General features: G+C 61.0%; 15 protein-coding genes. 12 read left to right on the top strand and 3 right to left on the bottom strand.

Features of this window, described 5'->3' with window-relative positions:
• The first annotated feature begins 72 nt into the window (after positions 1 to 72).
• The 8 genes from B6S01_RS14760 to B6S01_RS14720 all read left to right on the top strand — a co-directional run bounded on the left by B6S01_RS14760 (position 73) and on the right by B6S01_RS14720 (position 7,126).
• Positions 73 to 696: a hypothetical protein gene (locus tag B6S01_RS14760; protein WP_081570475.1), complete on the top strand. Its 624-nt coding sequence runs from the start codon at positions 73 to 75 to the stop codon at positions 694 to 696.
• Entirely contained in the window at positions 657 to 1,418 is a 762-nt protein-coding gene (locus tag B6S01_RS14755; RefSeq protein WP_081570474.1) for a hypothetical protein, read from the top strand. The genes B6S01_RS14760 and B6S01_RS14755 overlap by 40 nt, the downstream gene beginning before the upstream one ends.
• Before the next feature lie 41 nt (positions 1,419 to 1,459).
• Entirely contained in the window at positions 1,460 to 3,070 is a 1,611-nt protein-coding gene (locus B6S01_RS14750; RefSeq protein WP_169802872.1) for a DUF1592 domain-containing protein, read from the top strand.
• Complete coding sequence (locus tag B6S01_RS14745; RefSeq protein WP_062793095.1) at positions 3,070 to 4,425, top strand: DUF1552 domain-containing protein; 1,356 nt, start codon at positions 3,070 to 3,072, stop codon at positions 4,423 to 4,425. The genes B6S01_RS14750 and B6S01_RS14745 overlap by 1 nt, the downstream gene beginning before the upstream one ends.
• Positions 4,426 to 4,494: 69 nt before the next feature.
• Positions 4,495 to 4,914: a c-type cytochrome gene (locus B6S01_RS14740; protein WP_157704825.1), complete on the top strand. Its 420-nt coding sequence runs from the start codon at positions 4,495 to 4,497 to the stop codon at positions 4,912 to 4,914.
• Positions 4,914 to 5,606 (top strand): cytochrome b/b6 domain-containing protein, encoded by a 693-nt coding sequence (locus B6S01_RS14735; protein ID WP_062793099.1) that lies wholly within the window; start codon positions 4,914 to 4,916, stop codon positions 5,604 to 5,606. Before B6S01_RS14740 ends, B6S01_RS14735 begins: the two co-directional genes overlap by 1 nt.
• 60 nt (positions 5,607 to 5,666) lie before the next feature.
• Positions 5,667 to 6,443 (top strand): SDR family NAD(P)-dependent oxidoreductase, encoded by a 777-nt coding sequence (locus tag B6S01_RS14730; RefSeq protein WP_062793101.1) that lies wholly within the window; start codon positions 5,667 to 5,669, stop codon positions 6,441 to 6,443.
• Positions 6,444 to 6,886: 443 nt separating this feature from the next.
• Entirely contained in the window at positions 6,887 to 7,126 is a 240-nt protein-coding gene (locus tag B6S01_RS14720; RefSeq protein ID WP_062793105.1) for a hypothetical protein, read from the top strand.
• Positions 7,127 to 7,355: 229 nt separating this feature from the next.
• Here the strand turns inward: B6S01_RS14720 and B6S01_RS14710 are convergent, their stop codons facing one another.
• The 3 genes from B6S01_RS14710 to B6S01_RS21925 form a co-directional block, all read right to left on the bottom strand.
• The gene (locus B6S01_RS14710; RefSeq protein WP_062793107.1) at positions 7,356 to 7,637 is read right to left on the bottom strand and encodes a hypothetical protein; all 282 of its coding nucleotides are present in this window, start codon (positions 7,635 to 7,637) and stop codon (positions 7,356 to 7,358) included.
• A 121-nt stretch (positions 7,638 to 7,758) separates the two neighbouring features.
• Entirely contained in the window at positions 7,759 to 8,088 is a 330-nt protein-coding gene (locus B6S01_RS14705) for a hypothetical protein (RefSeq protein WP_156479365.1), read from the bottom strand.
• 54 nt (positions 8,089 to 8,142) lie between these two features.
• Positions 8,143 to 8,265: a hypothetical protein gene (locus B6S01_RS21925; protein WP_272937803.1), complete on the bottom strand. Its 123-nt coding sequence runs from the start codon at positions 8,263 to 8,265 to the stop codon at positions 8,143 to 8,145.
• 26 nt (positions 8,266 to 8,291) lie between these two features.
• Between B6S01_RS21925 and B6S01_RS14700 the strand changes: the two genes are divergently transcribed.
• The 4 genes from B6S01_RS14700 to B6S01_RS14685 all read left to right on the top strand — a co-directional run bounded on the left by B6S01_RS14700 (position 8,292) and on the right by B6S01_RS14685 (position 13,670).
• Complete coding sequence (locus tag B6S01_RS14700; RefSeq protein WP_234810801.1) at positions 8,292 to 9,236, top strand: VOC family protein; 945 nt, start codon at positions 8,292 to 8,294, stop codon at positions 9,234 to 9,236.
• A 17-nt stretch (positions 9,237 to 9,253) separates the two neighbouring features.
• Positions 9,254 to 10,447: a flavin-dependent monooxygenase gene (locus B6S01_RS14695; RefSeq protein WP_062793113.1), complete on the top strand. Its 1,194-nt coding sequence runs from the start codon at positions 9,254 to 9,256 to the stop codon at positions 10,445 to 10,447.
• Between the two features lie 17 nt (positions 10,448 to 10,464).
• Positions 10,465 to 11,550, top strand: coding sequence for a Rieske 2Fe-2S domain-containing protein (locus B6S01_RS14690; protein ID WP_062793115.1), 1,086 nt, complete (start codon positions 10,465 to 10,467; stop codon positions 11,548 to 11,550).
• 176 nt (positions 11,551 to 11,726) lie between these two features.
• Positions 11,727 to 13,670: a flavin-containing monooxygenase gene (locus B6S01_RS14685; protein WP_062793117.1), complete on the top strand. Its 1,944-nt coding sequence runs from the start codon at positions 11,727 to 11,729 to the stop codon at positions 13,668 to 13,670.
• Positions 13,671 to 13,684: the final 14 nt, after the last annotated feature.

The following is a 13,684-nucleotide window of genomic DNA, read 5'->3' as shown; positions in this document are numbered from 1 at the left end:
CCAGATTTCCGGTCACCCTAAAGGAAGATCGCATCAAGATAAATTGAGCTTGCGAATAGGTTGTGCACGAAAATGCCGCGCTCGGTGATCGAAATTGGGGTGGTGGGGCGTGACCAGAAGCGTCATCACAGGCGCAAGGCTTCCAAAGAAGGGCACGAGAGGACTATGCATAAGGAAGGAGCCACCGCTCATCGGATGGCCAAGGGCATCGTACCCCTGCCCATTTTGGCCGTGCTTCTGATGGGCGCCGATGCGCCGACCGGAGGCGAGGCAGGCGTGCATGCCTTCGTCTTGACCAATCTCTATCTGGCGCAGGGCGGCGAAAAGGACAGCTGTCCCAGCATGGACATTGGCGATCTTGACCGATTCTACGCCATGTTGTCTCCAGCCGAACAAGCCGAATATGCCGGCAAGGAAAAGCGGCAGGCGCTAGAGCGCAGGATGAACGAATATTTCAAGTTCCGGCGGCTTTACTTGCGCGGCGACAACGCATCATCTGTGATCTTCCCCCCGGGTTCGACCCGAAAGCTGAACCCACCCAGGCACAGGCAGCAGCCATCGGCGCGCTCAACGGTCTACCGAAAGGAGCAGGCCGTCTTGCTTTCCAGAAGCGCGAGGTGGTCTATAGCGCCTGCTCAAATCCCTATGATTTTCCAATGCTGGCCAAGGGCTTCCGAACCTATGAGGGCAAGGTAGCGGCCGGCATCAACCTGGACGACAAGGTTGGGAAGGGCGATTTTGCAGGCCCCGATGGCAGCCGAGGCATCGATAACCGGTTGTGGCGGGCGATCGGTTGCGTGTCGGCATTCCGCGAAAGCAGCAAGCCGGAGATCGCGCGCAAGACTATGATGTCGGCGCGCGCGCCCACCGTGATCCAACTGCGGGGCGTGGACAATATGCAGGATGATCCTGACGTCAGCGTTACGATTCAGGCGGTGAATGAACCTCTCGCACGGGACGGCCGGGGCAGCACGCTTGCCAGAGCCACGTTCACGCCCGTCGCCGATCCGCGACTGCGCGCCACGGTCGCGGGCCGCATCGTCAATGGCGTGCTGACGACCGATCCAATCGATCTGACTTTGAATTACAAGGAACAGATCATCGATGCGCCTCGCCATATCCGTGGCGCGCGCCTTCGCGCCACGTTCACGCCGGACGGGTCGGTGGAGGGCAGCCTGTACGGCTATTACACGCTGGATAGCTTCTATGATTCCATCGAACAGATGACCCAGAACGGCGCTAACCTTTCGCGCGTGTCCTGCCCCGGGGTCCGGCTGGCCATTGACCGCTTTGCCGACGGTTACCGCGATCCCAAGTCGGGCCGATATAGTGCGATTTCATCCGCTTATGATTTCGTAGGCGTGAGAGCTTTTCTAGTCGCGCCCCAGCAGGTCGCCCAAGCGGGGGCAAGCCAATGAGAATGCGACGACTGCCATTCCTCGCGCTCGCAGGCGCCTGCTTGACACTGGGCTTCAGCATCGCGTTCAGCGGCGCACGCGCTGACGAAACGCAGGCGAATACAGAGCCAAGCCAGATACGGCGGCTGACCGAAAGCCAGTATCGCGCCGTGATCGCGGACATTTTCGGACCCGATATCAAGGTGGTGGGGCGATTCGAACCTGATCTGCGGATCGACGGCCTGCAGGCGGTAGGCTCCACCGCCGTGTCGATCACAGCCGCCGGGCTGGAACAATATGAAACGATGGCCCGCAATATAGCCGCGCAGGTTACGGATGCGGAGCATCGCGGCAAACTGGTCGGATGCGAACCCGCCCCTGCGGACAAGGACGGAGCAGCGTGTGCCCGGCAGTTTGTCGAACGTGTTGGGCCGCAGCTCTATCGTCGACCGGTGGCCCCAGCCGAGATCGCCGCGCTCGCAGATGAGGTGGTATCGGCGGCCGCAGTGCTTGGCAATTTTCACGCCGGTCTGGCCGCAACGCTTTCGGGCATGCTGACGAACCCGGAATTCCTGTTCCGCGTGGATCGCCCCGGCGCGTCGCGTCGAAATGTGGACGCATGGTCGAAGGCCAGCCGCCTTTCCTTCCTGCTATGGAATACCGCGCCCGATCAGGCGCTGCTCAATGACGCGGCGAACGGCGCGCTGGATACGCACGCAGGACTTGGCAGGGTAGTGGACCGGATGATCGCATCACCCCGGTTCGAACAGGGCGTGCGCGCCTTCTTCATCGACTATCTTCGCCTGGATTCCATGGATGAATTAGCGAAAGATTCTCTGATTTATCCTGCCTTTTCTCAGGCGGTCGCGACGGCGTTGCGCGAGCAGACGCTTCGCACGATCAGTTGGCACCTTGTCGATAAGCAGGGTGACTATCGGGGCCTGTTCACGACGCGCGCCATCGCCATGAACCGCGCCCTGGGGCCGATCTACGACATACCCGTGGCGAAAGCTGACTGGTACATTCACGAATTCCCCCAAGGTGACCCCCGCACCGGTATCCTTACCCATGCCAGCCTGTTGGCGCAGCATTCTCACCCCGGCCGGACGTCACCGACGCTGAGGGGCGTGGCGTTGAGCGAGATATTCCTGTGCGAGAAGATCCCGGCCCCGCCCGCCAATGTCAATTTCGCGGTCGTTCAGAATGTCGATAATCCAACGCTCAAGACGACAAGGGCGCGGCTACAGGCGCATCTTGACGATGAAGAATGTGCAAGTTGCCACCGGCGAACCGATCCGCTTGGTCTGGGGCTGGAACAATTCAATGGCGCCGGCCAGTTTCGCACATTCGAACATGACGAGAAAATCGACGTCACCGGCGATTTCGAGAAACAGGCTTTCGATGGCGCTGCCGCTCTTGGCCGGTTGTTCCATGACAGTTCACGCGTCAGTAGCTGTCTGGTACAGTCCGCCTGGCGTTATGCCCATGGGCGCAGCCCGACGGAAGCAGACCGCACGGGCATCACGCGACTGAACCAGGACTTTTCGTCGGGCGGCTATCGCTTTGCCGCACTGATGCGCGCCATTGCTCTTGATCCGGCGCTTTTTGCCATGCCGCGCCTGATCCCGGATCGCCGCGCGGCGATTGTTCGTAGATCGAAGGAGTCCGGCTGATGCTGGTTAATGGAACGACGAGGCGCAGTTTCCTGCTGCGGGGCGTACTTGGCGGGGGTGCAGTCACGCTCGGCCTGCCATTGCTCGACGCTTTCCTGAACGGTAACGGCACGGCCTTCGCCGCGACCCTTGGCGGCGGAAGATTGCCGGTGAGGTTCGGCACATGGTTCTGGGGATGCGGCATGATCCCGGATCGGTGGCAGCCGAAAAAGACCGGCGCCGATTATGACCTGCCGCCCCAACTGGCGCCGATCGCCAATGTCCGACAGCATGTCAGCGTTCTTACCGGCTTCGACGTCTTGTTGGACGGCAAGGGCAACCTGCCCCATCTGTCGGGCAACACGGCCGTTAGGACAGGCGCACCGACCGACGATTGGCTGGGTATTCGCGCACCCACGCTGGACGTCCTGATCGCAGACGCCATCGGTGGCGGATCCTTTTTCCGCTCGCTCGAACTGTCTGCGGACGGCAATTCACGCACCAGCTATTCCTTCAGGGACGGCCGCAGCATGAATTCCGCCACGCCCAGCGCGGTCGAATTCTATCGAAAGATTTTCGGCCAGGATTTCAACGATCCCAACAAGGCGGACTTTAAACCCGACCCCCGCATCATGGTGCGCAGAAGCGTATTGTCGGGCGTAGCCGACCAACGCAAGGCGCTGGAAAAAAGCCTGGGGGCTTCGGACAAGGCGCGGCTGGATCAATATTTCACGTCCATCCGGGAAATGGAAGGAAAGCTGGCGCTACAGCTCCAGAAACCGCCGCCCGCCGAGGCATGCGTGATGCCGGATGCGGCGCCCGCCGTCTCCGGCGACATCACCGACGTTGATAGGCGAAAGAACAATCATCGCCTGATGGCGGAGATGCTGGCGATGGCGCTCGCCTGCAACCAGACCCGTGTTTTCAACATGACTTTTTCCACCGCTGCGTCGGACTTGCGGCAGGCAGGCCAGACGACCGGCTATCACCAAAGCACCCATGAAGAGCTGATCGACCGTTCCATCGGCTATCAGCCGACCGTCGATTTCTTCGCGACGCGTAACATGGAAGCCTGGGCGGATTTCATCTCGGCGCTGGCGGCGGTGAAGGAAGGCGACGGCACCCTGCTCGACAATATGCTGGTTTTTGCCCATTCGGACGTTTCCTATGCCAAGAACCACGACGTCCAGGGCATCCCCGTGATGCTGGCCGGACGTGCTGGAGGAAAAGTCAAACCGGGCCTGCATATCCAGGGGAACGGAGAAACGATCAGCCGTGTCGGCCTGACCGTGCAACAGGCGATGGGGCTGCCCATCGACAGTTGGGGTCTCGACGCGATGAATACCAAGAGGCCGATCAGCGAGCTGCTCACCTGAACGAAGATGAAGAGGACGAAGCGCAAGATGAAATTTCGATATTTGTCGGCGATTGCCGGTTTTGGAATAATGGCAAGCTACGCCGCCTATGCGGCCTCGCCAGCGATCACGGATGCGGTCAAGTCGCGGCAGGGCAGCTACAAGGAAATTGGCGGCGCGTTCAAGAGCATCAACGATGAAATCAAGTCCGGGGCGCCCGACATGAACAGCGTCCGCCCCCTGGCGCGCGACATCGCCGCGCGCGCCGCGCTGATGCCCAAATTTTTCCCCAAGGGCAGCGGGCCGGAGTCAGGCCTCAAGACCCGCGCGAAGAGCGAAATCTGGAAGGACAATGCCACTTTCGTCAAGCTTCAGGGTGAAATGATCACGCACGCACGGGCGCTGAACGCTGCGGCGACCAGCGGGAATGCAGCCGGCCTGAGCGCTGCGCGCACCGCGCTGGGCAACACCTGCAAAAGCTGTCACGATCGCTTTCGCGCGGAAATTTAATGACCAGGGGCGAACCAGTGGGCGAAGCGGCGCGCCTGCGTATCTGGGATCTTCCGACCCGTCTGTTCCACTGGACGCTCGTGCCCCTGCTGGGCCTTGCGTGGTGGAGCGCGGAGGAACGGATGCTCGATTGGCACCGGCTGGCAGGGTACAGCATCTGCGCGCTGCTGCTCTTTCGCCTGATCTGGGGCATGGTGGGCAGCAGCACCGCCCGCTTCGGCCTTTTTGTGGGCGGGCCTGCGACGCTGTTTCGCTATGTGCGGGGCCATATGTTCAACCGCGCGGCAAAACCCTCTGCTGGCCATAATCCGGCAGGCGGCTGGAGCGTGATCGCGATGATCGCGCTGCTCCTCGCGCAAGTGGGGCTTGGTTTCTTTTCGGTGGATATAGACGGCATGGAATCGGGGCCGTTTTCCTATCTGGTCGATTTCGACACCGGGCGCGCGGCGGCCGAATGGCACGCCTTGTTCTTCAACATCATCCTTGGGCTAACCGCGCTGCACATAGTGGCGATACTTTTCTATCTGGTTCATCGGCGCGACAATCTGGTTGGCCCGATGATCAGCGGATCGCGGATATGGACAGGCGAGCGCCCGAATTTGCGATTTGCGTCGGGATGGAGGGCGCTTGTCATCTTTCTGCTGGTTGCAGGCGGCATATGGTTGCTGATAGCGCAGTTTGGCCGAGCCTGATTCACGAGGACCGACCTACGCCGCCGCTCCCCCGGCACGCATTATCGGAGACAATGTAAAATGAATGACAGACTGAAAGATCGCCGCATCATCATATTCGGCAGCGCGACCGGCATTGGCGCTGCGACCGTCAAACGGCTGGCCGAGGAAGGTGCGCGCGTCTGCGCCGCCGACATCAACCTGGCTGGTGCTGAAGCGGCGGCCCAGGCGGCGGGCAACGGCGCGTTCGCGCTGCATGTCGATATTTCCGACGAGCAGTCGGTCAACGCCGCGGTGGAGGCCGCCGTCGAGCGGTTGGGCGGCCTGGACGGAGCGCACATCAACGCTGCCGATCTACGCGTTATCATGGAGGATTCCGACGCCCTTGCGCTGGACCTTGCCGTGTTCGACCGTACGGTGGCCGTTAACCTGCGCGGGCACCTGCTGTGCACTCGGGCGGTGCTGCCGCATCTGCTGAAGAACAAGGAATCGGCTATTGTCTACACCAGCTCCGGTTCTGCCCACGGCGCCGAGCCCACCCGCCCCTCCTATGCAATGACCAAGGCGGGCGTGAACGCCCTCATGCGTCACGTGGCATCGCGCTGGGGCAAGGAAGGGCTGACCGCCAACGTCCTGGCGCCCGGTTTCACCGTGACCGGCGAAATGAAGACGCAGATGGAAGCCAATGCCGAGGAAGCCAACAAGTGGGCGTCCTATTTCATGTCGCGCACGCCGCACACCCGTCTGGGTGAATCCGAGGATCATGCCGGGGTGGTCGCCATGCTCCTTTCTGCTGATGGCCGTTGGATCAATGGTTCGATCATCGACGTCAACGGCGGGTCGTTGATGCGCGCCTGAGAAACAAGGCTGCCGGATCGGATTGCAGGGTCTCCTTCTCTTGATTGAGGAGGAGGCCCTTTTTTGATGCCAGGACGATCGGCAACAAGGCAGCAGCTATGAATATAATTTAAATGCGCGACAAATAAGATACATACTGCTATGTCCGGTTTATTAGGCCGAACTCTCTAGAGTATAGGCGTAACTGAGAGACAATCGTGCTCCCGTTTGAAATATCGAGGGAGCATTTCATTGGAAGATCTGAACTATCTTTTGCGTCGCGAGCAGGAAGAAATTCTGCGCGCGGATTTTGCTTCATGCCCAGCGGCGCGGACCGCCCATCACGGCCTCGCCCAAGGCTATGCCCGCCGCATTCGCGACCACCGGTTGCCATATCGTTCGCAACGGGCCGATGGTTCCGCGCCATTCGGTTGCACCCCCTTCATGGCATTGGAGAAATCCGCATGAGCCGCGCCGTCCACATTCTCGAAATACCCGCCACAATCGAGGAATTGTGCAAAAAGCATGCTTTGCGCGTGTCCACTATCGAGCCGCTCCTTTCGGGTGGATCGCGGGCAGTGATGCTTGACCCGAGGGATGCCGACACCCTGCGCGTGTTGATGAAGTCCAAGCTGATCGCTGGCGATGTGAAACGATCCCCCTCTCACCTGGCGCGCCAGCCCCCGCCTTATGGGCGCAGATAATATGACCCCGATTGAGACTTTGAAAGTTACCCGGAGGAAGGCCCTGGACAATGCGCTCCGCGCTGCCTGTTCCGAGAAACGAAGCGCCCACGAAGCGCATGCCCGTGCCTGTGACAAGATCATCGACGCGCTTCGCCGGGAGGATCGGGAAACGGCCGCCCGGCGCCGCATCTGGTCGTCTTGCGCGGCAACGGCCTGATCCACCCCGCAGGGCAGATCGCAACCGGGCCTAGCGCGTATATTCGGAAATCGACATGATATGTTCGGCATGGCCGGGAAATACATAATCGAATTCGAACACCAGTCCCTCACCCAGCGGGCCATCGACGATCAGGTCCGTCGCGCAAAAGGCCTGTACGCCGTTACGACCATAGGTGTAGCGGGTAATGTCGCGATAAACCGGTGAAGCGTCCAGGCGCGCGTCGATGTCCGCATCCCCCGGCAATGCGCGATTGACCAGGAATTGCAGCCGTCCGGCAAAGCGCGGATCGTTCGCCTCCAGTGCTTGCAACGCCAGGAACCGCTCTTCCAGAAAATCCAGTGAATCGACGAGAAAGCCGACGTGGAAATTAAATTCCGGGTCGGCCGCCTGTGCTGCCTGATAAGCACCGACCGCCGGATGCTCATCGCGCCTACCTACCCCCAGCCTCTCGCGCGGCGAACAGCTCTGCGGTCGCCTGCGGCAAAGGACTGAGATAAACGATATTGTCGGCCCGATCGGGTGCCCGGGCATTGGTTGAGAAACGATAAAATGTTCCGCCCTGCGGCAGCTCCATTTCCTGTGTCCGCACAAGCCCCGCGGTTTCCAGCAGCAGCGCGGCCGCCGGACCATCCGATGCGCAGGGATAGTGAAGGTTCACGTGACTGATCGTCTGTGCAACCTCTGCTCGTTCGATCGATCGGATGTTCATGGCGTTTCCCTCTCCCCTGATGCGGACGATGGTTTTGATGAGCACAACCATGCACAGCGCCGCGGCTGCATTGACGCATGTCAAACTCGATGCCTCGCCGGAGGATCATGCGTATTCATGTCTTTCCATGCCTACGCATTTCACGGCCATTGCCGCGAGTATATAGGCCATCCGCCAGATTGGGCTGGCATCGTCCAGCGCAAATTTGTCTATTTTGACGTCGGTCAATTCCACTCCTTCACACTCGCGGCATCATGGCGCGGCAAACAGTGGAGGATTGCATGGAAGTCGCGGCCCTTGCCTACAGCGTGATCACCTCTCGCGAGCCCGACCAGTGGGCGCGCTTCGCGAAAGATGTCGCCGGCTTTTCCGTCCACGCAGCGCCAGGCGGCCTTGCCCTGCGCATCGACGAGCGGGCCGGGCGGCTGTTCATCGTTGAAGGGGATCGGGACGGCTATTTCGCCAGCGGTTGGGAAGTCCGCAACGAGCAACAATTTGCCACCGCCCTCACCCGACTGAAGGCGCGCGGCATCGCCTTCACCGCCGCGACCAACGCGGAGCGCGCCCTGCGCCATGTCACCGACATGGTCTGGTTTCGAGATCCTTCGGGCAACCGCCACGAACTATCCTACGGCTATGTAAGCAGCTTCATCCCTTTCTGCTCGCCCCATGGCACGCGGTTCGTGACCGGCGATCTGGGATATGGCCATGTTGTCCTTCCCGCGCCGGACATCGCGGCGACCCGCGCCTTTTTGACTGACGCGCTTGGCCTGGGTCTTTCGGACTTCATGGTCCATCGCCCGGCGGGGACAGACGGACCGGAAATGCGGATCGACTTCATGCATTGCGCCAATGGCCGCCATCACAGCTTGGCGCTGTTCGAGGGCGAGGCGCCATCGGGCTGCGTGCACCTGATGGTGGAGGTCGCCACCATCGATGAGGTGGGCCATGCCTATGACCGCATGCTGGCATCCGGCGCACGGCTGATGGCGACGCTGGGCCGCCATACCAATGATCACATGATCAGCTTCTATGTCGAAACGCCCGGCGGCTTTGCGCTGGAATATGGCTGCGGCGGCAGGGTCGTGGATTGGGACCGTCACACCGTTTTCGAAAGCACATCGGCCAGCCTGTGGGGCCATGACTTCAGTGTCGGCTTCGGCGCGGATGAACAGGCGAAACTGGCCGACGCGGCCTGATCATAAGGAGAAGGAATATGACGCTTGCCAATGCGACCACCGCGCCCGCCATGGCCGATCTCGTCGATCGGGCGGCGGCGCTCGTGCCGGTGCTGCGCGAACGGGCCGACGCCTGCGAAGCGGGCAACAAGGTGCCGGACGAGACCATTCGCGACTTTCAGGAGGCAGGCTTCTTCAAGATCCTCCAACCCCGCCGCCATGGCGGCTATGAGATGGACATCGAAACATTCTACGCGGTGCAGATGAAGCTGGCCGAAGGGTGCATGTCATCCGCCTGGGTGCTGGGCGTGGTCGCCGTGCATAACTGGCAGCTCGCCCTGTTCGACGCCAAGGCGCAGGAGGATGTATGGGGCAAGGACAACGCCACGCTCATCTCCTCCTCCTACATGCCGCGCGCGCAGGTGACCCCGGTCGAGGGCGGCTATCGCATCAGCGGGCGCTGGGGCTTTTCCAGCGGCGTCGATCATTGCGACTGGGCATTCCTAGGCGGCCTGGTCAACGATCCGGAGACGGGCGAACCGGACTTCTGGACCTTCCTTGTCCCCCGAGGCGACTTCAAGGTGCTGCCGATCTGGAACACGATCGGACTTGGCGGGACGGGCAGCCATGACGTGACGGTGGAGGACGCCTATGTTCCCGCCTACCGCACCCATCGGTCGAAGGACGGCTTTGCCTCCACCAACCCCGGCGCGAAGGTCAACCCCGGCCCACTCTACAAGCTGCCGTTCGGACAAGTCTTTGTCCGCGCCGTATCCTCTTCGTCCATCGGAGCGCTTCAGGGTGCGCTCGACTGCTTCATCGAAAAGGGCGCGAAGCGCAGGAGCGCCAATAGCGGGGCGAGCGCATCGGCCGATCCCGATGTGCAGATGGTGATCGCCGAAACCCGCGTGGCGATTGACGAGATGAAAACCATCCTGTTCCGCAACTTCGCGCACCTCACTGAAAAGGCGCGCGCGGGCGAGCAAGCGGACCTTGAAACCCGGCTGCACTATCGGTTCCAGTCGGCGCAGATTTCCGGCCGCTGCTGCGCGCTGATCGCCCGTATCTTCGCGGCCAGCGGCGCGGAAGCCATTTATCGCGGCAATCCGATCGCCCGAGCCTTTTGCGACATTCATGCCGGGCGCGCGCATGTTGCCAATAATCCGGGCGTCGTCGGCCGCAACTTCGGCGGCGTCCTGCTGGGCGCGCCGAATGGCGACAGCTTCATCTGAGCGGACGGGAGGACAGCATGGCGAAGACAGCCGAATATGGCCTGGGCGAACTGACCTTTCCGCGTGGCTGGTTCATGGTCGCCATCGCCGAGGAGGTGACACAGCAGCCGCAGCCGGTCCGTTTCTTCGGGCAGGACATGGCGCTCTATCGCGGCAAGAGCGGGCGCGTGGTGCTGATGAACGCCTATTGCCCGCACATGCGCGTCAACATCGCCCGCAACAGCACGTCCTATGTCGTGCGCGACGGCAATCAGGTGGAGGGGGATTCCATCCGCTGCCCCGCCCATGGCTGGCGCTTCACGCCCGAGGGACAGTGCGACGACATCCCCTATTCGACGCGCAGCATCCCCAAGGCGGCGTGCATCAAGTCGCACAAGGTCGTGGAAAAAGCCGGCTGCATCTGGATGTGGCATGACATGGAAGGGGGCGACCCCGACTATGACCTGCCCGATTTCGCCGAATGGGACCGGACAGGGGAAGGATGGGTCCGATGGCAGGTGGACCCGCTTGGCACCTTGCCTATCCATCCGCAGGAGATCCTGGACAACATGACCGATTATGCGCATTTCGCGCCGGTCCATGGGTCGGCGGGCAATGCCTATTTCGAGAATGAATTTGACGGGCATGTGATGCGCCAGCGCTTTGGGTCGGGGCATCGCACGCTGGTCGATACCGACGGGCTGCTGGAAACGGACACCTGGTACACGGGACCGGGCATCCTGTTGTCCCGCATGGAGGGCAAGCATCCTTCCCTCATGATGATCTGCAATACGCCAGTGGAGGATGGCGAAGTGCGCGTGTGGTTCGCGGTCATGTCCCGGACGGCAGCCAATGGCGAGCCGACAGAGGAGGAACGCGCCACCGCGCGCGCCTATCATGAAGCGGGTCTGGCCGCCTTCTCTCAGGATTTTGAACTTTGGAAATATAAGGAACCCGCGATCCACATCCTCCAGATCCCCGATGACGGACCGTTCCACAAGGAAAGGCTGTGGTATCGGCAATTCTATAACCCGCGTGCCCGCGCGCCTGAGCTTCAGGCACGGGCCAATGGTATTCACACGACGCTGGATTTGCGCGCAGGCAAGTCTGTCGCCGCAGCCTGAACCTCTCCCCTGCCCTCGGGAAGACGATGGCGGAGCATCCGATCGCGATGCTCCGCCCTTTTTCGTTCCTGCTGGATTTTGATCGGCGTCAATTCGCGCGCCATAAGTAAGTATATACTCACTTTATGAGCGAACGAGCATCGGCGCCGTCGCTTGCTGCCGTGAGAGGAAGAAAGATGAACGCGCACGCCCAGCCAAAAGCTGCAACCACCGCCACCTTGCCCATCGCGGACGAGGAAGCCCTTCGCCGCGCGCTTGACGACGCGAACCTGCCTACTTTGCTGATGGTCTATACTGGCTATGTCCAGGACCAAGCCTATCTCGACAGTTTCGCACCCTATCTGACCGGCATATATGCAGCAGAAGCACCGTCCAATGTGCCCGAGGAGATGGCGCAGGGATTACGCGATCGTTTGTTCGCGCTGCTTACCGATCCCATCCCGCCCGTAGAACGGCCCATTGATCCCGACCTGCTCCGCAGGATGATGGGGGTCAGCGTCGGCGAGGACATTGATCCCGCGATCATGCCCGTCCTGTACGATCAAATGGGGTTCGAACGGCCCGTGCCGCGCAAGGAATTGCCCGGCCGCATCCATCCGCCAGCCGGTTTCCGCGTGCTGGTGATCGGCGGCGGCATGACCGGCATTGCCGCAGGCATCAAGCTGGCTGAAGCAGGATATGACTATACGATCATCGAAAAAAATTCGGATCTTGGCGGCACATGGTACGAGAACCGCTATCCCGGCGTGGGCGTGGATACGCCGAGCCACTTCTATTCCTATTCCTTTGAGCTGAACCCGGACTGGAGCAGCTATCATCCCAAGGGGCCGGAAATTCACAGCTATCTGACCGGCGTCGCGGACAAATATGGCATTCGCGACCATGTCCAGTTCCAGACGATGGTCGTCGCCGCGCGGTGGAGCGATGCGGACAGCAATTGGCATGTCACCCTGCGCGACGTGAAAACGGGTGCGGAGCGGGTGGAAGTAGCCAACGCCGTGCTGCTCGCCCATGGCGTGCTCAACCGCTGGTCCTTCCCCAATATCCCCGGAATCGACAGCTTCAAGGGCCCCAAGATGCACACCGCAGGGTGGGATGCGGACATGGACCTGACCGGCAAGCGGATTGCTGTGATCGGCACGGGCGCCAGCGCGGCGCAGCTTGCCCCCGCCATTTCGAACAAGGTGGAGAGCCTGGTCATCTTCCAGCGGTCAAAGCATTGGGTGCTCAACAACCCGGACATAGCCGTGCCGGTCAACGAGAATATTCACTTCGCGCTGCGCAACATCCCGCACTACAAGGAATGGTTCCGATTTCGCGTCTACTGGTTCACGGGCGACGGACTCTATGGCAACGTGAAGGTCGATGCGGACTGGCCGAACAAGGACGTTTCCATTTCGGCGCAGAATGACGCAGCGCGCACCTATGCCCTGCAATATATTCATCAGAAACTGGCAGCGCGCCCTGACCTTATTGAAAAGATCGTCCCCGACTATCCGATTTTCGGCAAGCGGATCGTGCTGGACGCCGATGGCGGCTGGCTCGACACGCTAGTGAAGCCCAATGTCACATTGGAAACCGACACGATCGATCATATCGAGGAACATGCGATCGTCACCAAGAGCGGCAAGCGGTACGAGGTCGATGTGATCGCCCTCGCCACCGGCTTTGAACTGGCGCCCGCCCTGGGCCCGCTCAAGGTATACGGCCGTGGCGGCAGCGATCTGGCGGCGGCCTGGGGCAAGGATGAAGCGCGCGCCTATCTGGGCGTCATGGCTCCCAACTATCCCAACTTCTTCATGACGCTGGGCCCCAACAGCGCGCCCAATCATGCTGCAGGCGTCAACATGGTGCTGGAGAGCCAAATTCACTACATCATCGAGGCGCTGGATCAGATCGTCGCGGCAGGCGGCAAGGCGATCGAACCGACCGAACAAGCCTATCTCGATTGGAATGCGAAGGTCGAGGAGCAGATGAAGCAGATGATCTGGTCCCACCCCAAGGCCAAGAGCTATTATCTGAACAGCAAGGGCCGCAACTATGTGTCCTGCCCGTTCAAGCTGGCCGACTATTGGAACTGGACCCGCAATCCCGATCCCACGGCGATGGTTATTTCCTGATCGTCCCGGAATAA

The organism is Sphingobium herbicidovorans, from assembly GCF_002080435.1.
Lineage (GTDB): Bacteria > Pseudomonadota > Alphaproteobacteria > Sphingomonadales > Sphingomonadaceae > Sphingobium > Sphingobium herbicidovorans.
The sequence above is the reverse complement of the archived record's forward strand: the minus strand, read 5'-3'. Positions and strand labels throughout refer to the sequence as shown.